19 protein-coding genes and 1 pseudogene are annotated in these 18641 nt (G+C 60.5%); 14 read left to right on the top strand and 6 right to left on the bottom strand.

Going from position 1 to position 18641, the window contains the following annotated elements; genetic code table 11:
• Positions 1-69: 69 nt before the first annotated feature.
• Positions 70-594: a non-heme ferritin gene (gene ftnA / locus BN1129_RS07545; protein ID WP_042035624.1), complete on the bottom strand. Its 525-nt coding sequence runs from the start codon at positions 592-594 to the stop codon at positions 70-72.
• Positions 595-1063: 469 nt separating this feature from the next.
• Between ftnA and BN1129_RS07540 the strand changes: the two are divergent.
• A pseudogene (locus BN1129_RS07540) lies at positions 1064-1900 on the top strand (GGDEF domain-containing protein); the annotation flags it as partial.
• 21 nt (positions 1901-1921) lie between these two features.
• Here the strand turns inward: BN1129_RS07540 and fabV are convergent.
• A complete protein-coding gene (gene fabV, locus BN1129_RS07535; RefSeq protein WP_042035621.1) occupies positions 1922-3109 on the bottom strand; it encodes an enoyl-ACP reductase FabV in 1188 nt (395 codons plus the stop codon).
• A 377-nt stretch (positions 3110-3486) separates the two neighbouring features.
• Between fabV and BN1129_RS07525 the strand changes: the two genes are divergently transcribed.
• Both BN1129_RS07525 and trpS read left to right on the top strand, forming a co-directional pair.
• The gene (locus tag BN1129_RS07525; protein ID WP_042035619.1) at positions 3487-3921 is read left to right on the top strand and encodes a universal stress protein; all 435 of its coding nucleotides are present in this window, start codon (positions 3487-3489) and stop codon (positions 3919-3921) included.
• A gap of 192 nt (positions 3922-4113) precedes the next feature.
• A complete protein-coding gene (trpS, locus tag BN1129_RS07520) occupies positions 4114-5127 on the top strand; it encodes a tryptophan--tRNA ligase (RefSeq protein WP_042035618.1) in 1014 nt (337 codons plus the stop codon).
• Here trpS and BN1129_RS07515 read toward each other — a convergent pair.
• Positions 5106-6065, bottom strand: coding sequence for a LysR family transcriptional regulator (locus tag BN1129_RS07515; RefSeq protein WP_042035617.1), 960 nt, complete (start codon positions 6063-6065; stop codon positions 5106-5108). The two genes, trpS and BN1129_RS07515, sit on opposite strands and share 22 nt — an antisense overlap.
• A 91-nt stretch (positions 6066-6156) precedes the next feature.
• Here BN1129_RS07515 and BN1129_RS07510 point away from each other — a divergent pair, with 91 nt between their 5' ends.
• Positions 6157-7056, top strand: a complete 900-nt coding sequence (locus BN1129_RS07510) for a DMT family transporter (RefSeq protein ID WP_042035616.1) — start codon at positions 6157-6159, stop codon at positions 7054-7056.
• A complete protein-coding gene (locus tag BN1129_RS23210; RefSeq protein ID WP_157013301.1) occupies positions 7041-7202 on the top strand; it encodes a hypothetical protein in 162 nt (53 codons plus the stop codon). The genes BN1129_RS07510 and BN1129_RS23210 overlap by 16 nt, the downstream gene beginning before the upstream one ends.
• 124 nt (positions 7203-7326) lie before the next feature.
• Here the strand turns inward: BN1129_RS23210 and BN1129_RS07505 are convergent, their stop codons facing one another.
• A complete protein-coding gene (locus BN1129_RS07505) occupies positions 7327-7785 on the bottom strand; it encodes a DUF6314 family protein (protein ID WP_042035615.1) in 459 nt (152 codons plus the stop codon).
• Positions 7786-7827: 42 nt separating this feature from the next.
• Between BN1129_RS07505 and BN1129_RS07500 the strand changes: the two genes are divergently transcribed.
• Entirely contained in the window at positions 7828-8682 is an 855-nt protein-coding gene (locus BN1129_RS07500) for a carboxylate/amino acid/amine transporter (protein ID WP_042035613.1), read from the top strand.
• A 6-nt stretch (positions 8683-8688) separates the two neighbouring features.
• Here BN1129_RS07500 and BN1129_RS07495 read toward each other — a convergent pair whose 3' ends face one another.
• Complete coding sequence (locus BN1129_RS07495; protein ID WP_042035612.1) at positions 8689-9552, bottom strand: GGDEF domain-containing protein; 864 nt, start codon at positions 9550-9552, stop codon at positions 8689-8691.
• A gap of 70 nt (positions 9553-9622) precedes the next feature.
• Positions 9623-10336, bottom strand: coding sequence for a 3-deoxy-D-manno-octulosonic acid kinase (locus BN1129_RS07490; protein ID WP_042035611.1), 714 nt, complete (start codon positions 10334-10336; stop codon positions 9623-9625).
• Between the two features lie 173 nt (positions 10337-10509).
• Between BN1129_RS07490 and BN1129_RS07485 the strand changes: the two genes are divergently transcribed.
• From BN1129_RS07485 to BN1129_RS07450, 8 genes are all read left to right on the top strand, one after another.
• Complete coding sequence (locus BN1129_RS07485) at positions 10510-11577, top strand: glycosyltransferase family 9 protein (protein WP_209418486.1); 1068 nt, start codon at positions 10510-10512, stop codon at positions 11575-11577.
• Positions 11578-11876: 299 nt separating this feature from the next.
• Positions 11877-12503 carry a guanylate kinase gene (gmk, locus tag BN1129_RS07480; protein WP_042035608.1) on the top strand — a complete coding sequence of 209 codons (627 nt, stop codon included), beginning with the start codon at positions 11877-11879 and terminating at the stop codon, positions 12501-12503.
• Between the two features lie 79 nt (positions 12504-12582).
• Entirely contained in the window at positions 12583-12858 is a 276-nt protein-coding gene (gene rpoZ, locus BN1129_RS07475) for a DNA-directed RNA polymerase subunit omega (RefSeq protein ID WP_005307060.1), read from the top strand.
• A gap of 135 nt (positions 12859-12993) precedes the next feature.
• Positions 12994-15111 (top strand): bifunctional GTP diphosphokinase/guanosine-3',5'-bis pyrophosphate 3'-pyrophosphohydrolase, encoded by a 2118-nt coding sequence (spoT, locus tag BN1129_RS07470; RefSeq protein ID WP_042035607.1) that lies wholly within the window; start codon positions 12994-12996, stop codon positions 15109-15111.
• 150 nt (positions 15112-15261) lie between these two features.
• Positions 15262-15993, top strand: a complete 732-nt coding sequence (trmH, locus tag BN1129_RS07465; protein ID WP_042035605.1) for a tRNA (guanosine(18)-2'-O)-methyltransferase TrmH — start codon at positions 15262-15264, stop codon at positions 15991-15993.
• The gene (locus tag BN1129_RS07460) at positions 15993-16658 is read left to right on the top strand and encodes a CatB-related O-acetyltransferase (RefSeq protein WP_042035603.1); all 666 of its coding nucleotides are present in this window, start codon (positions 15993-15995) and stop codon (positions 16656-16658) included. The genes trmH and BN1129_RS07460 overlap by 1 nt, the downstream gene beginning before the upstream one ends.
• Positions 16655-17695, top strand: coding sequence for an alpha/beta fold hydrolase (locus BN1129_RS07455; RefSeq protein WP_042035602.1), 1041 nt, complete (start codon positions 16655-16657; stop codon positions 17693-17695). The genes BN1129_RS07460 and BN1129_RS07455 overlap by 4 nt, the downstream gene beginning before the upstream one ends.
• A 90-nt stretch (positions 17696-17785) precedes the next feature.
• Positions 17786-18598 carry a Cof-type HAD-IIB family hydrolase gene (locus tag BN1129_RS07450; RefSeq protein WP_042035626.1) on the top strand — a complete coding sequence of 271 codons (813 nt, stop codon included), beginning with the start codon at positions 17786-17788 and terminating at the stop codon, positions 18596-18598.
• The last annotated feature ends 43 nt before the right edge of the window (positions 18599-18641 follow it).

Genomic DNA, 18641 nt, shown 5'->3' with positions numbered 1-18641 from the left:
ATCAATAGAAAACGGCCCCGATACGAGGGGCCGTTATTGTACTGGCTGAACACTAAGTGTCCACGACTATCAGGCGTTGCCATCCATGACGCTGGCAGGAGCGCCCTTGGCCAGCTCAGCCAGCTCCTTGTCGATGAAGTAGAGACCCTTGCCATCCTCACCCACCAGCGACAGACGGTCGACGATGCTCTTGAACAGCTTCTCCTCTTCATGCTGCTCGGCCACGTACCACTGCAGGAAATTGAAGGTGGAGTAGTCCTGGGTAGTGAACGCCACATGGGCCAGGCCGTTGATGCACTTGGTGATGTGGTACTCGTGCTCCAGGGTGGTGCGGAAGATGTCACCCAGCGAGTTGAACTCGTGGGGAGGCGCACCTATGGCGCCCAGCATCGGCATGGCACCGGTCTCGCTCACGTAGGTGAACAGGCGCTCCATGTGCTGACGCTCCTCGACCGCGTGCTTACGCAGGAAGGTGGCGGCCCCTTCGAAACCCTTGTCCTCGCACCAGGCGCTCATCTGCAGGTAGAGATTGGAGGAATAGAATTCAAGATTAATCTGCTCGTTCAACTTCTCGATCATGGCTTTGGCCAACATGATGATTCTCCACTGTGATTTGGTCACGATTGTCGCCACTGTTTCATCACGAATCAACCAGATACGACAGCCCAGGCTCTCAGTTGTGACAGCTTGCACCTCATCCTGCCCCCCATACGGTTATAGAGAAGCAAAGAAACATGGTGTAGGTGGATTCAGCCATTATGATGGCCCCAGTGGTCGGGGAAAGGATTCAATGAGATTCATAATGGCACTGGCACTGCTCTGGATAACCCAGTTGCAGGCCACTCCCTCCTTGCAGGAAGAGGCTGAATGGCAGGCGGGGCGCGATCCCGTCGGCTATCTGCGGCGCCTTGATGCCCACCCACAGCAGGATATGGAGGAACTGGATAAGGCTCTCGCCCTGTTGTCCCAGCGCAAGCCAGCCGTCACCGACCACCTGATGCCGGACTCCGGGTGGCATGCCCTGAACGGGCTCGCCCTCTATCGCACCGGGCACGTCAGTGTCAGCAGCAAAGCGCTGCAAGCCAGATTGCTGGCCGATCAGGGGCGCTATCCCGAGGCCTATCACGCGCTGATCGACTACATGCGCGAGTACAAGCAGCACTTCAACCAGACCCCGAGCCAGCATGCCGCCGCCTTCCAGGCCGAGATGGAGCTGGCCCGCAGCGAGGCCAGCAACCATGCGCTGCAACAGGAGAACGAACGCCAGCGCAAGCAACTGCTGCATCAACAGAGTGCCCGCAACTACCAGCTGGTGCTGGTCGGCCTGCTGGCCAGCGCCCTGCTGCTGCTGGGGATCACCACCCACAGGCTGCACCGCAGTTCACGCCACCTCTACAAGCTCGCTACCTTCGATCAGCTGACCGATCTGCCCAACCGTCGCGCGCTGCTGGAACGGCTGGCCACCCGGTGGCAGCAGGAGGGCCCGCTCACCCTGCTCATCATCGACATAGATCACTTCAAGCAGATCAACGACCGCCATGGTCATCAGGCAGGGGACAGGGCGATCCAGCTGCTGGCGCGGGAGCTGAGATCCTGGGCACCCGACCTGCAACTGGTCGGGCGTTGGGGAGGCGAGGAGTTTCTGGTGGCGGTGCCGCTGCCGGCGGAGGATTGCTGGCATCTGGCCGAGCAGCTGCGCCAGCGGATTGCCCTGCTAGACAACCCCCGCATGACCATCAGCACAGGGGTTGCCGGGCGCTCACCGGCCGACGAGAGGCTGGGCCAGCTTATTCACCGGGCCGACATGGCCATGTATCAGGCCAAGCGCCAGGGCCGCAACCAGACCATATTGGCGACGATCCCTTCGGCGCAGGATGAACTGGCCAGCAGCGTGGCCTGAATAAACGGGAGGGATGGAGGATCATGGCACCAGCTCGGTCAGCGAGGCCAGATCCACCGGTGCCCCGTAATCCACGCCCGGCAGCTCGAAACCATTGAGCTGCATGAAATCATGCCGCAGCCCGGCGAAATCCCCCAGGGTATGGAAATTCTCCGGCGTCACCTTGGACCAGAGGGTTGAGACGGCGGCCTGAATGGCCGGGTCCAGCTCGTGGTCATCCATCCGGATCAGCCGGTTGCCATCGGCCACCACCCCATTGGGCCCGTACATCTTGGCGGCAAACAGCCGCTGCATCTGCTCGATGCAGCCTTCGTGCACGCCGCGCTCCTTCATCACCCCCATCAACAGCCCCAGATAGACGGGCAACACAGGAATGTAGGCGCTCGCCTTGGTCACCAGCGCCTTGCAGACCGACACCCAGGCGTGACCACCTACTTCCGCCAGTTGCAGGTTGATGGTCTCGGCGGTGGCGTGCAGATGCTCCTTGGCGTAGCCGATGGTGCCATCCCGATAGAGGGGATAGGTGGATTCGGGGCCGATATAGGAGTAGGCCACGGTCCGGGCGCCGGCAGCAAGGCAACCCGCCTGCTGCAACACCTTCATCCAGATCAGCCAATCATCCCCGCCCATCACAGTGACGGTATCTCGGATCTCCTCCGGGGTGGCAGGCGCCAGGGATTGCTGCACCAGGGTATCCTGCTCCAGATCCAGCCCCCAACCGCTGAACGGCTGGCCGGTGGTCTTGAGCACGGAGCGCACCTGAGTGCCATCCGGCAGCACCCGAATGCCGCTCGCCAGCGAGTAGATCACCAGATCCACCTGCCCCAGCTGCTGACGTATGGTGTCGATGGCCTGCTGGCGCATGAGATCCGAGAAGGCATCACCGATCAGGTTGATGGCAATGCGTCCCTCCTGCTCCGCCGCCTTGCGAAACCAGATGTTGTTGTACCAGCCCGCGCTGCCGAGCCCCTTGTCAGACGGGCCCCGCTCGAACGAAACGCCGACGGTATCGGCACCGGCGCCGAAGGTGAGCGCGATGCGCGAGGCCAGCCCGAAACCGGAGGAGGCCCCCAGCACCAGCACCCGCTTGGGCCCGTTGAACCGGCCCGCCGCCCTGACGCTGGCAATCTGTTGCAACACGGCGGCGCGGCAGCCGATGGGGTGACAGTTGCGCGCAACGCAACCCTGGATCTGCGGGTGAATGATCATCAAGGGCTCTCCAAAGGAACTGGCTACAGCATAACCAAGCAGCCACGGATTACCTTGATGTCGGGCGGGATATCGGCAGGAAGGGGGCAGAAAAACAAGAGGGAGCGCGAGGCTCCCCAAAGCGGTATTCAGATGCTTTTTGTTGTTTTGTGTTCATTGCGAAGCACGGGCACATCCTATGCCCGTCACCCCTTGCGGGCAAGCCGACGGGTGTGACCTGCTTCAAACTCCTGTTCGATATATAGACGATTTTTCGTCTACGACTGAAATAGAGCCCCATAAGAAACTCTTTTAAATCCCGAAACTGTGCCGCATACACCATTTTAGTTTCATCAGACATTGGTATAGTGGACTCAGGATCAGTGAGGAGAACTCCCATGAATGGAACCTATTACCAACACATACTGGCCGCGATCGACCTGTCGGAAGACAACCGCAAGGTGATCGACAAGGCGGTGGACAGAGCCCGATCCAACGGCGCCAAGCTGTCGGTTATCCATGTCGATGTGGACCTCAAGGATCTCTACACCGAGATGATCGATATCGACATCGACAACGTGCAGGATCAGGTGATCGCCGAAGCGAAAGAGAAGCTGGAGGCATTTCTGGCCTCGGTGGACTACCCCATCGAGAAGAAGCTGGTGATCTGCGGCGATCTGAGCGAGCGGGTCAATCAGGCGGTCAAGGAGTATGAGATCGACCTGCTGGTGTGCGGCCATCGCCAGAGTTTCTGGAGTCTGCTCACCTCCAGCGCCCGTCAGCTGATGAATACAGTGCCGTGCGATCTGCTGGTCGTCCCCTTGCAGAAGTGATGAAACCGGCGTAGTTTGATTTGCTATGAACATGACCGCATTCAATTACAACTACTGGTGGTGCTGCTCCTAAACAGGCGGCACCGCGTTTCTATTCTAGATTTCCCAAAGAAAACACCGTGACCGCCGAGAGGCGGTCAACTGTTTTTCTCCCTTTGTCGCCTCCCGGCTCACCCAACTGGAGAGAGTGACATGCACAACCCCGTTATCCTGACTGGCGATCGTCCCACCGGCAAACTGCACATAGGCCACTATGTCGGTTCCCTGCGCCAGCGCGTCGAAGCCCAGCACCACTACCGTCAATTCGTGATGATCGCCGACTTGCAGGCGCTGACCGACAACGGCCACAACCCGGCCAAGGTGACCGACAACGTGCTGGAGGTGATGGCCGACTATCTGGCGGTCGGCCTCGACCCGGCCAAGACCACCTTCTGTTTGCAGAGCGCCCTGCCCGCCCTCGCCGAACTCACCTGCTACTACCTCAATCTGGTCAGCGTCGCCCGGCTGGAGCGCAATCCCACCGTCAAGGCGGAGATCCAGCAGAAGGGGTTCGAGCGCACGCTGCCGGCCGGTTTCCTGGTCTATCCGGTCAGTCAGGCCGCCGACATCACCGCCTTTCGTGCCAGCCACGTGCCGGTAGGGGAAGATCAGCTGCCGATGCTGGAGCAGACCAACGAGATCGTGCGCCGCTTCAACACGTTAGTTGGCAAAGAGGTGCTGACCGAGTGCCAGCCGATCCTGAGCGACACCGGCCGCCTGCCCGGCATCGACGGCAAGGCCAAGATGTCCAAATCCCTCGGCAACACCATCGAACTCGGCATGTCGGCGGAAGAGGTCAAACAGGCAGTGTTCGCCATGTATACCGACCCCAACCACCTCAAGGTGAGCGATCCGGGTCAGGTGGAGGGGAATACTGTGTTCGCCTATCTGGATGCCTTCCACCCCGACAAGGTGCTGGTGGCCGAGATGAAGGCGCACTATCAGCGCGGCGGACTGGGCGACATGCGCTGTAAACAGGTGCTCAACGACTGCCTGCAAACCCTGCTCGCGCCGATGCGGGAGCGCCGTCAGGCCGCCATCGCCGACAAGGACAAACTGCTGGCACTGCTCTATCAGGGCACCGAGCAGGCCCGCGTCATCACAGATGAGGTGTTGGCTGAGGTGAAAAGCGCCATGGGGCTGGACTACTTCGCCAGCATCCGCTGAGCAGGCGTACCCAGCGCATCCTCGCCGTAAAGGTCGAACACCAGCTGGTGCAACAGGCTCTTGAACCAGCCGATCGCCTCATCGTGGGCGGTGAGCGGGTGCCCTGCCATCAGGTAGATGATGGGGATGGCGGGGTCGAGCTGGTGCATCCGCAGCGGATAGTAACGGCAGAAGTGGCGCCCGATCATCTCGGGCACCACCACCAGATAGCGGCCGGTTGCCATCAACGGCGGCACCGCCATAAAACTCGGCAAGCGCACCCCCAGCTCCCGCTCCACCCCGAAGCGAGCCAGCCAGAGCTCCACCATCGCCTGACTGTGACCCCAACTGGAGGTGTGGATATGGGGACGGCTCACCAGCTCGACCGGGGTCAGCACATCGGGCAATTCGCTACCAAGCGGCGACAGGCACACCAGCGGGTTGTTGAACCACTCCTCCCGCCACAAGCGGGGTGAGAGGTGATTCGCCCCGGCAAACCCGATCACCAGATCCAGCTCCCCCTTCTCCAGCTCCCGCTCGTAGTTGTTGTCTGCCAGCTCGCACACCTCCAGCCGACATTGAGGGGCCTGCCGATAGAGCCTGTCCACCAGCACTGGCACCAGCCCGTGCTCCACCGAGCCCGGGGTAGCGATACGGAAAATTCGCCGCGCGGTGGCGGGATCAAACCCCTTGGCCTGCCGCAATCCCTGCTCCAGCATCGCCAATGCCTGGCGCACCGGTCCGGCCAGCGCCTTGGCCCGCTCGGTCGGCATCATCTCGCGTCGACTCATCACAAACAGCGGATCATCCAGCGCCACCCGCAGCCGACCCAGGGCATGACTGACGGTGGATTGAGAGAGATGCAGCCGATCGGCGGCATGGGTGACGTTGCGCTCCTGCATCAGCATGTCGAACACGGCGAGCAGGTTAAGGTCAAGACGGGCGAGTGAGCTATCCATCTATATTCGCCATAGTGAAATGCCAACAATTCATTTTTACCATAGTAACAGATTACCTAGAATGCGCTGGCTTAATACATCGGAGATTACAATGCGTAGCTATTTGTTATTGCTGGCCATTGGCCTGCTCTGGGGTTCCCAGTTCATTTTCATGCACCAGGCTGTTGCCGAGTTGCCCCCCATTCTGGTGGCTGCTGGTCGCGCCCTGTGCGGCAGCCTGACCCTGGGTCTGCTCTGCCTGTTTATGCGTCTCAAGAGTGAGCACACCCCGTGGCGGACCTATATGCTGATTGCCCTGCTGGATGCCACTATCCCCTTCATCATGGTTGCCTGGGGCCAACAGTATGTGGATAGCGCCATCGCCGCCGTGGTCATGGGTTGTATCCCGTTTGTGACCATTCTGGCTGCACCTCTGTTTATTTCTGGTGAAAGAATCACCAAAGCCGGTCTGCTCTCGGTGATCATCGGCTTTGCCGGTGTGCTTACCCTGTTCTGGCCGAAACTCGCTCAGGGCATGAACGCCGGCCTGCTCGGTGCCGTCGCCATCCTGTTCGGTGCCAGCTGCTTTGCCATCGGCCTGTTGATGATCAAGCGCTTCGCCAAGGATCACCCTGTGGTCGTTGCCCGCAACATCCTGGTCTCCTCGGCAGCCCAGTTGCTGCTGGTCGCACCCTTCATGGTTGATCTCGGCAGCCTGACCATGCCGAGCAGCCAGGCCCTGAGCGCGATTACCGTGCTGGGTACTCTCTGTACCGGTCTGGTCTACTTCCTCTATATGGCGCTGATCCAGAAGGCTGGCCCGACGTTCGCCTCCTTCAGCAACTATCTGGTGCCGCTGTTTGGCGTGATGCTGGGTGCCCTGTTCCTTGGCGAGCAGATCCACTCCACTACCGGTGTGGCACTGGCCCTGATCCTCGGCTCAGTCGCCATGAACCAGTGGGCGCAACAGCGTCGCATGCAGCGCGAGGTCTCCCTATGTCAGGCATCCTGACCACACTGTGCGGTGGTCTGGTACTGATCGCCAGCTGGCAATATCGCCAGCGCCTGGCCGGGATCATGGGCCTGCTGATGGTACTGCTGCCCTGGTTCTTCGACAGCAAGCTGCAAGCCATGCTGAGCTATGCCCTGCATGCCTGAAGTCCATCTCTGAATGTGTGACGAGAGTGTATCTCTCCTGTTTTTGGGACCGTTTTAAAAAACCTCCGATTTGTCCCCTGCTACCGGCGCTCTGCGCCGGTTTTTTTATGTCTGCCAGCCAGCGTCAGACCAGATAGCGATAACTGAGCCGCTCGTTCTTGCGCGGGCCGGTGATCTGCCAGCCGAGCAGAAAGCCGCCGTCGATCTCGGTCAGCTCGGCGCTGTAGTGGTCCGCCCCGCACAGATGCGGCTCGGCGGTCAGCCAGCGGCCATCCCCTTGCGGCAACAGCTCGAACAGTTCGACCGGCGCTTCATAACGCAAATGAGAGAGGCGGATCCCCCGCGCACTACGCTGCCACCAGAAGCGATTGTGCATGGCGAGTTCCCTTCCATGGGGTGTGGTGTAACGGCCCTGCTCGCTAAACAGCCAGCCACCCTGATGATCGGTCACCTGCACACTCCCCTCGCCGCGACCATTCCAGTCGGTCGCCGACCCCTCGCCATTGCTGGCGGTGAAGCTAAATGCTCCGACCTGTGGCAATCGCGCCCATAAACGCTGGATTGCCGCTTCCATCTCAGCCATCATAGCCCCCTTAAAATTGACAACTGACGATAAATCAATCACATGAACTACTTGATAGGGGTCACCCTGCTCTGGTCATTCTCCTTCAGCCTGATCGGGGTCTACCTCGCTGGCCAGGTGGATGCCTACTTCTCGGTGCTGACCCGCATCGCCCTCGCCAGTCTGGTGTTTCTCCCCTTCCTGCGCCGCCGCTGGCTGCGCCCCGATCTGGTGGCCAAGCTGATGATGCTCGGCGCCATCCAGCTCGGCATCATGTATCTCTTCTACTACCACTCCTTCCTGCTGCTGACGGTGCCGGAAGTGCTGGTCTTTACCATCTTCACCCCCATCTACGTCACCCTGCTCCACGATCTGCTGGAGGGGCGCTTCAAGCCCACCTATCTGTGGGGCGCCCTGCTGGCGGTGCTCGGGGCTGCCGTCATCCGCTTCGACGGGCTGACCGAAAGCTATGTGCTGGGATTTCTGGTGGTGCAGGGGGCCAACCTCTGCTTCGCGCTCGGTCAGGTGGGCTACAAGGTACTGCTGGCGCGGGAGGCGGAGCAACCGCCACAGCGGGCAGTGTTCGGCTGCTTCTATCTGGGGGCCCTGGCTGTCGCCCTGCCCGCCTGGTGGCTGCTGGGCAAGCCGCAATACCCGACCAGCGGCTTGCAGTGGGGTATTCTGCTGTGGCTGGGGATAGGCGCTTCCGGCCTGGGTTACTTCCTGTGGAACAAGGGCGCCACCAGGGTCAGCAGCGGTGTGCTGGCCATCATGAACAACGCCCTTATCCCGGCGGGGCTGCTGGTCAACCTGCTGCTCTGGGGCAAGGATACCGATCTGACCCGGCTGACCATCGGCGGCCTGCTGATGCTGGCCTCGCTCTGGGTCTGCCAGCGTGACAAGAACAGCCAGCCCTGACCGCACTCAGCCGACGACAGTGTTGTGCTCCCGTCTGGCCTGACCGTGACAGCTGGCCAGACGGGCCAGCAGGTGGTCGAGCTGCTCACCGCTCTGGCTCTGCACCAGCCCTATGCTGACGGTCACCGGCCGCTGCGGCAGCAGGCTGGCATCGGCGATCTCGAGGCGCAGCCGCTCGGCAATCTCCAGGCCACTCAGCCGATCTGTCTGGGAGAGCATCAGGATGAAGCCATCCTGGTCCCAACGGGCGAAGGGATCTTCCCGCTGCCGCTCGTGGCGTACTATGCGCACCAGCTTGGCCAGCATGGCATCACAGGCGGCCTCGCCAAACAGCTGCAGTATCTTGGCGCTGTGATCCACGGTGAACTGCAGCAGGCTGAAGCTGCCACTCTCGGTCGCCAGCCGCTCGTCGAGCAGTTGTTCGAAGTGACTGCGGCTCTCCAGTCCGGTGAGGGGATCCATGCCGTGGCGCTCCTCCACGATCACGGCCAGCGGGTCGAGTTGGCGCACCACCCCCAGCACCTGACCGAACAGATCGCGCTGGGCCCGCTCTTCCAGCCGCACGTAGTGACCATGGTGATGCAGGATGCGGTATTCGAGCCGGATCTGGGCCAGTCGCCCACTCTGGCAGGCACCAAGCGCATCCTGCCGTGCGGCCACATCGTCGGGATGTACCCGTTCCAGCCAGCCGAGATCGTCCAGCCCGGTCTCATCCAATCCCAGCAGGCGCAGGCAGGAGATATCCCGCTGTACCCCCTGTTGCGGGCTCCAGCGCCAGAGTCCCGCCGCCAGCAGTGCCATGGCATCTGCCATCAGCGCCAGATCAAACCGGGTGATTGTGTCCCTCAGGGGAGCCTTGGGCGTGTCCATCGAGCGCCTCGAAACCGAATCGGAATACCTGCTCAATAAGTAACATTGGCTCTCGCAGCGAGCAACTGGGTCAGCTCGCTTTTCCTTGATAGCCCTTCATCAAGGCCTGCCAGTTTTCCGGCACGAAGTGGAAACTGGTATGCAATTGGGACTCTTTGGTGAAAGAGCGCAGCAGCCGCTCCAGGTTGGCCTGCTGCCAGCTGCCGGACGAGCGGATCGCCCCCTTGTCAAAATCGATGACCCACACCTTGCCCTCCTTGTCGAGCAGCAGGTTGTGACTGTTGAGATCCGCATGGTAGACACCGGCATCGTGCAGCTGGCGCACCGTCTGGCCGACCTTGTGCCACACCTCGCCGGCGATCGGTCCCTGCTTGAGCAGCGCCACCAGATCCTTGGCGCCGCGAATGCGCTCGATCAGGATATCGGCCCGATAGAAGGGGCCCTGCTTGGCCATGCGGGCCGCAAACGGGCGCGGCACCGGCAAGCCCTGCTCGCTCAATTTAGCCAGCAGACTGTATTCGGCCATGGCACGACTGCTCTCTACCCCCTCGAACCAGAAGCGATCCCGCACCACCTTGCCCACCATGCCGCCACGATAGTAGTGACGTAGCACCAGGTGGCGGGATTCATCCTTCACGAACCAGGTCACCCCGCGACCGATGGAGGAACCCACTACCTGGCGATGGGTCTGCCACCAGGCCGGATCAAACAGCTCGGGAGAAGGGTCACGAAAAACCCCTTCGGCGTACCAGCAGATCTGGTTGTGTTCGGTCTGTATTCGCATCTTGGTGATCCCGGTCGGTCAGTGATCGCAATGGTTCGATTCACGATAAAGCGGCTTGTCAGCACGAACCCGTGCTCCTTGTAAGGATCACGGCCAGTACCGGCGGCCAGTTGCGCGCAATTTTACAATCCACAGGGGAGTTTGCATAATGCCATCCATCCATTTTTCCACCATTGCGCCACATCATGCCGCTGTTCCCAACGCCGCCCTCTTCTATCTGCATACTGCGGCTCTCCGCCATCGGGGATTGCTGCCACGCGCTGGCACTGGTGCGCGTCATCCAGCGGGCCTGGCCCCAGACCCGCATCACCTGGATCACCGGCAAAATCGAAGCGACCCTGTTTGCCGACTTGCCCGGGGTGGAGGTGATCGCCTTCGACAAAAGCAAGGGTTGGCGCGGCTACCGCGATCTCTGGCAGACCCTAAAGGGGCGCAGGTTCGATGCCCTGCTCCACCTGCAAGCCGCCATGCGCGCCAGCATTGCCACGCTCGGCATCAAGGCCAGGATCAAGCTCGGCTTCGACAAGGAGCGCGCCAACGACGGTCAGTGGCTGTTCACCAACCACAGGGTGCCATCCCCCGCGTCGCCCCATGTGCTTGACGGCTTTCTCGCCTTCGCCAAAGAGCTCGGCATCCAGGATCTGACCCCGGACTGGCAACTGCCCATCAGCCCTGAACATCAGGCATGGGCAAAGGAGAAGATTGGCGGCAAACCGACGCTGCTCATCTGCGCCGCCGCCAGCAAGGCATTCAAGAACTGGACGGCCGAAGGTTATGCTGCGCTGGCAGATCATGCCGCCAACAAGGGCTTTCAGGTCTATCTGTGCGGCGGCCCAGCCAAGCTCGAGCGGGATCTGGCCGCCGACATACAGCGACTGAGCCAGCGAAAATCAGTGGATCTGGTGGGGCAGACCAACCTCAAGCAACTGCTGGCGCTGATTGGCGAAGCGAATCTGGTGCTGGCCCCCGATACAGGCCCCACCCACATGGCAACCTTGGTGGGCACACCGGTGATCGGCCTCTATGCCCATCACAATCCGGCCCGCACCGGCCCCTATCTATGCCGCGACTACGTGGTCAGCGTCTATCAGAAGCTGATCGAACAGGAAACCGGCAAGCCGCTGGCCGATCTGAGCTGGCGCACCCGCCTCAAGGACCCAGAGGCCATGAGCAAGATCACGAGTGAACAGGTCATCGCCGCGTTCGATCGGCTCTGCGCCGATCGCCATCTGCCAGGCTGAGAAGCAACTCGGGAATTCCGAGCCATCAGGCAGGGATAACCTGATGGCCTCTGCCCGCCCCCAAAGGCACAATGAGGACTGATGTGGGTTACGCTCCCGCAGCAAGCTACGAAGACTTTGATTGGCTGGAATATGATTCCGGCCGTTTTTTTATCCGCCGCCTTCTGTTAAAATTCGCCGCCTTTACATCCCCCTGATCCAAGAATTTTCCGCGTTTTGCGTTGGGCTGTCTCCCTTTCGGGCACAAGACGGCAGCCTCTGCTACAACCAAAACACGGGTTTCGATTAAAGGTAATCACATGGCGCAACAAGGCACTCTCTATATCATCTCCTCCCCGAGCGGGGCGGGTAAATCCAGCCTGCTCAATGCCTTGCTGGCCAAACATAACGTAGCAGGCAAGATGCAACTGTCGGTCTCCCACACGACTCGTGCCATGCGCCCGGGCGAAGAGGACGGGGTGCACTACCACTTCGTGCCGGTGGAGACATTCAAGGCGCTGATCGCGCGCGGTGACTTTCTGGAGTGGGCCGAAGTGTTCGGCAACTACTACGGCACCTCCCGCGCCGCCATCGAGGTCTGTCTGGCCAAAGGGATCGACGTCTTCCTCGACATCGACTGGCAGGGCGCCCGCCAGATCCGCGAACAGATGCCGACCAAGTCCATCTTCATCCTGCCCCCCAGCCGTGCCGAGCTGGAACAGCGGCTGATCGGGCGCGGTCAGGACAGCAGCGAGGTGATCGCCGGCCGGATGGCGAAAGCCATTGCCGAAATGGTGCACTACGACGAGTATGACTATGTCATTATCAACGAAGACTTTGAGCTGGCACTGTTTCAGCTCAGGGCCATTATTGAGTGCCAACGGCTGGAAATGTATCAGCAACAGCAGGCCCAACAAAACTTGCTGCAACAGCTACTGGCAGAATAGGCCAAAAACAAGTAAACTTTTGCGTCATTTTTAAACACCGCTTTTCTAAACACAGAAAGCCCAAACACTGGAGTCCTGCATGGCACGCGTTACTGTAGAAGATGCTGTAAAACAGGTAGGTAACCGTTTTGACCTGGTGCTGGTCGCCGCCCGCCGCGCCCGCCAAATCGCGGTTCAAGGCAAAGATCCCCTGGTTGACGAAGAGAACGACAAGCCGACCGTGATCGCCCTGCGCGAGATCGAACTGGGTCTGGTGAACAACCAGGTGATGGACACCCAGGACCGCTACGAGCAGCAAGAGCAGGAAGCCGCCGAGTTGGCTGCCGTTGCTGCCATCGCCGAAGGCCGCGGTTAAGTCAGTTATTTCTCATAGTCGGCGCCCGCCCGGGTGCCGACTGTTCTTCCCATTTACAACCGCTCGAAAACCTCGCAAACTCGGGACTATACCCTCTATTCCACGGATTGCCGTTTAACCGCTGCGGGGACTGTCTTGTATTTATTTGAAAATCTTAAAGAAATAGCCAGTTCCTACCTGCCACCAGAGCAGGTTGAGAAGCTCAAGCAAGCCTATGTGGTGGCCCGTGATGCCCACCAGGGACAAATGCGCTCCAGTGGCGAACCCTATATCACCCACCCGGTTGCCGTTGCCCGCATTCTCGGCGACATGCGACTCGATCACGAAACGCTGATGGCTGCCGTGCTGCACGACGTCATCGAAGATACCCCCGTGACCAAGGCCGACCTGGCCGAACTGTTTGGCGATGCCGTCGCCGAGCTGGTAGCGGGCGTTTCCAAGCTCGACAAGCTGAAATTTCGCGATCGCAAAGAGGCTCAGGCCGAAAACTTCCGCAAGATGGTGATGGCCATGACCCAGGATATCCGGGTCATCCTGATCAAGCTGGCCGACCGCACGCACAATATGCGCACGCTCGGCTCATTGCGGCCCGACAAACGCCGCCGCATCGCCCGTGAAACCCTCGAAATCTTCGCCCCCATCGCCAACCGCCTCGGTATTCATACCATGAAGAACGAGCTGGAAGAGCTGGGCTTCGAAGCGCTCTATCCCATGCGATCCCGCGTGTTACGAGAGTCGGTGCGCCGTGCCCGTGGCAACCGCCGCGAAATCATCGACTCCATCCAGAGCGAGATCGAGGGCCGTCTGCGAGATGCCGGTATCGACTCCCAGGTCAGCGGCCGCGAGAAAAACCTGTTCTCCATCTACAACAAGATGGAGAAAAAAGAGCTGCAATTTCATGAGGTAATGGATATCTACGCCTTTCGCGTCAGGGTGAAGGACATAGATACCTGTTACCGGGTGCTGGGGCAGATGCACAGCCTCTACAAGCCACGCCCCGGTCGCTTCAAGGATTACATCGCCATTCCCAAGACCAACGGCTACCAGTCACTGCACACCTCGCTGGTAGGACCGCACGGGGTGCCGGTCGAGGTACAGGTCCGCACCGAGTTCATGGATCAGATGGCCGACAAGGGGGTTGCCGCCCACTGGGCCTACAAGCAGGATGGCGACAGCTCGGGCACCACAGCCCAGATCCGCGCCCAGCGCTGGATGCAGAGCCTGCTGGAGCTGCAACAGAGCGCCGGCAGCTCGTTTGAATTCATCGAAGGGGTCAAGACCGACCTCTTCCCGGACGAGATCTACGTCTTCACCCCGGAAGGCCGCATCATGGAGCTGCCCACGGGCGCCACGCCGGTGGACTTCGCCTACACGGTGCACACCGACATCGGTCATGCCTGCGTTGGCTCGCGGGTCGATCGCCACCCCTATCCGCTGAGCAGCCCGCTGCATTCGGGTCAGACGGTGGAGATCATCACGGCGCCAGGGGCTCGCCCCAACGCGGCCTGGCTCAATTTCGTAGTGACTACCAAGGCCCGTTCCAAGATCCGCCAGTTCCTCAAGAACCTGCGTACCGAAGAGTCGGTGGTGCTGGGTCGCCGCCTGCTCAACCATGCGCTCGGCGTCAAGAACATCGAAGATATTCCGGAGCCGCGCATCAAGCAGGTGCTGACCGACACCAAGCATGAGAATCTGCAGGGCTTGCTGGCCGACGTGGGTCTGGGCAATGCCATGAGCGTCATGGTAGCGCGTCGCATGCTGGGGGATGAACTGCCGCCGGAAGAGCAGCCCAAGTCCAGCAGCAAGAAGATGCCTATCAAGGGTGCCGACGGCATGCTGGTCACCTTCGCCAACTGCTGCCGCCCGATCCCGGGGGATGCCATCATTGCCCACATCAGCCCGGGCAAGGGGTTGGTGATCCACCAGGAAGCCTGCCGCAACATCAAGGGCTACAGCCGCGAACCGGACAAATACCTGCCGGTACAGTGGGAGGTGGACAAGGATCAGGAGCAGGAATTCCGCACCGGTATCAGCATAGAGATAGTCAACCATCAGGGAGCGCTGGCCGAGCTGGCCAACGTGATTGCCGCCACCGGCGCCAACATTCACGCCATCAGCACCGAAGAGAAGGATGGCCGTGTCTATCTGGTCACCCTGCTCATCACCACCAAGAGCCGTATCCACCTGGCCAACATCATGCGCAAGATCCGCGTGATGCCCAACGTGCTCAAGGTGAACCGACAAAAGAACTGAATACAGGCGGCGCAAGCCGCCTGCTGCTTTATAGAGACACGCCATGACCCCCGAACGCCTCAAGCCAAACCGCACCATACTGACCCAGCGTCAGCCCGACCCGCTTGCTGCGCACTCCTGGCACACCCGACTCACCCAATAGAAACTGATATGACTCCTGAACGCTTTAAACGGATTTCCGACATGCTGGCTCAGCGCCAGCTCGACTTGACCGTCTGCATGGAAGAGGTCCACAAGCCTCACAATCTGGCTGCCATCGTGCGCACCGCCGATGCCATCGGCATCCACAGGGTGCATGCCGTCTGGCCCAAGAGCTGGATCCACAAACGCAAGGGCACGGCACGCGGCAGCCAGAACTGGGTAGACGTGAAACTGCACCCGGATATAGGCACTGCCGTGGCCGAGCTGAAAGCCACCGGCATGCAGATCCTGGCGACCCATCTTTCAGAGAGCTCGGTGGACTTTCGCACCATAGACTACACCCGTCCCACCGCCATCCTGGTGGGCCAGGAGAAGCACGGCATAGGGGAAGCGGCGCTGGCGCTGGCCGATCACCATATCGTCATCCCCATGGTAGGCATGGTGCAGTCTCTCAACGTCTCCGTGGCCGCCGCCGCCATCCTGTATGAAGCACAGCGCCAGCGCGAGTTGGCCGGCTGCTATCAGCGCGGCTGCCCGCTCGACCTTGAGGAGCAGAACAGCATATTGTTCGAGGGGGGCTACCCCATCTATGCCCAGCTCTGTAAAGAAAAAGAGATGCCCTATCCCCAGCTTGGTCCGGCCGGCGAAATCCTGGCAGACGAGGCTTGGTGGCAACAGATGCAACTGACACGCAAGGGTTGGGCCGCACAGCAAGAAGAGTCCGAGTGGCAGGAGGAGTGATGGAAAATCCGTTTGGCAGCTGGCTGGAATCCCAAGTCATACGGGATCACCTGACCAACCCCAATATTGAGGCTGGCGACTACAGCTACTACTCCGGCTATTACCACAGCAAGCCGTTCGAAGACCACTGCGTACGCTATTTGCTGGGTGATGGCTCAACCCGGACCAGCTGGGAGAGCGGCCAGTGGGGTGAGGTAGTAGACCGTCTCATCATAGGCAAGTTCTGCTCCATCGCCTCGGGCGCTACCTTCATGCTGGCAGGCAATCAGGGCCACCGGCTGGACTGGGCCTCCACCTTTCCCTTCGACGCCACCCGTTTCGGCGATGACGTACACGACGGCTTCCGGCGCAAGGGAGATACCCGGGTTGGCAACGACGTCTGGATAGGCTCGGAAGCCATGATCATGCCCGGCATCACCATAGGTGATGGCGCCGTCATCGCCACTCGAGCCGTGGTCACCAAAGACGTTGCCCCCTACACCATAGTGGGTGGCAATCCGGCCAAACCGATCCGTCGCCGCTTCAACGATGAGCAAGTCTCCATGCTGCAGGCCATGCAGTGGTGGGACTGGCCCTTGCCCCGCCTGCAAGCAGCCATGTCCTTGCTCTGCTCGGGCGATATCCCGGCCCTCTACCAGCATTGGCAACAGGAGTGCGCATCATGAACCGGTTATCTTCTGCCCTGTTGACCCTGACCCTGTTTTCTGCCGGAGCCCTTGCCGTGACCCATCCCTATCAACTGACTCCCGAAGCCGATGTGCCCACCCTCTATCAGCAAACCCTGCCCGACTTCTGGCGCGAGCACGCCGTCGAAGGGGAATTCAAGGGCAAGGATGACGTCACCATCCGCTATGCCACCCTGCGCCAGGCCAAGGTCGATCGCGCCATCCTGATCGTCAACGGCCGGACCGAGAGCTATCTCAAGTATCAGGAACTGGCCTGGGATCTGTGGCGTCAGGGCTACAGCCTCTATCTCATCGATCACCGTGGTCAGGGCATGTCCGATCGCCTGCTGGACAACCCGGAGAAAGGACATGTCGACCAGTTCGACGACTATGTACTGGATCTGAAGCAATTTCACGACCAGGTCATAATGGCAGACCAGCCCGCCAAGCTGTTCCTGCTGGCCCACTCCATGGGTGGCGCCATCTCGGCGCTCTATCTGGAACGCTGGCCGGATGACATCAAGGCCGCCGTGCTCTCCTCCCCCATGATGGGCATCAACCTCAGCGGCCTGCCCAAGTGGCTGGCCCAGGGGCTGGCAGCCAGCATAGACAAGGTCGGCAACTGGCTGGGCGAACCGCCCTATGGCCCGGGTCAGGGCAGCTACCAGCCCCGCGAATTTGCCGAGAATAGCCTGAGCCACAGCAAGCCACGCTATCAGGCATTTCGCGAGCTCTACGAGCAACACCCGCAGATCAAGCTGGGTGGGGTGACGGCCCACTGGATCCGCGAGGGGATAGCCGCCGGCGACAGCGCCATCGCCGCAGCCGATCACATCAAAACGCCGCTGCTGCTGCTGCAGGCGGGGGAAGACAGTGTGGTAGACAATGCCGCGCAGGATGCTTTCTGCACCCGGGCTCGGTGTGAAGGGGGCAAGCCGCTGCGGATAGAGGGCGCCTGGCACGAGCTGTTCATGGAGGCCGATCCCCTGCGTCAGGCGGCGCTGAACGCCACCCTGGCCTTCTTCGATCGCTTCTGACACAGGTTATTTTTTGGATCCCTAAATAAATGGGGTGACGCAAAACGCTGGGGTACACTGCCCCTGCGTTCAATTGATGCCGAGGTAATGATGTTCAAGGTAGTTGTATCCGATCTCGATGGCACCCTGCTAAACAAGCAGCACCAGATCTCCCCCCGCACCCGTGAAACCCTGCACCGTCTGGTGGAACAGGGGATCAAGTTCGTGGTGGCCACAGGCCGGCACCATGTGGACGTGCGCAGCATTCGCGACACGCTCGGACTGGACATCTACCTAATCACCTCCAACGGGGCCGTGGTGCACGACAAGCAGGATCAGCTCATCTTCAATCAGGCGCTGCCAGCCACCGTGGCCGCCGAGTTGATCGCGCTGGAGCGCGACCCCTCTATTCACCTCAACGTCTACTATGACGACGAGTGGCTGGTGGAAGAGGAGGAGCCCTGGTTTTTGCAATTCCATGACGCATCCGGTTTCACCTACCGCCTGACCGACCTCGCCACCCACCCGATGGACAAGGTCAACAAGGTGTTTTACATCGGCGACCACGAGAAGCTGCTGCAGATCGAGGACCAGCTCAATCAGCATTATGGTGATCGACTCAACGTCACCTTCTCCCTGCCGGACTGTCTCGAGGTGATGCACGCCGGGGTGCACAAGGGTAATGCCTTGCGCGCCGTGCTTGAACAGAACGGGCTGGAGATGTCCCAGGCCATCGCCTTCGGGGATGGCATGAATGACTTCGAGATGCTGAGCATGGTGGGCCGTGGCGTGGTGATGGGCAACGCCCACGATCGCCTCAAACTGGCCCTGGCAGACCACGAACAGACCCTGAGCTCGGATGAAGATGGCGTCGCCGTCTATCTGGAGCAACTGTTCGACATCAGTACCACAGGCGAAGCCTGATCCCTGCCGTCATGGATACCGCCTGTGGGTGGTATCCATGACG

This window comes from Aeromonas popoffii, from assembly GCF_000820025.1.
GTDB lineage: Bacteria > Pseudomonadota > Gammaproteobacteria > Enterobacterales > Aeromonadaceae > Aeromonas > Aeromonas popoffii.
Note: the sequence above shows the minus strand (reverse complement) of the source record. Positions and strands in the feature narration are given on the sequence as shown.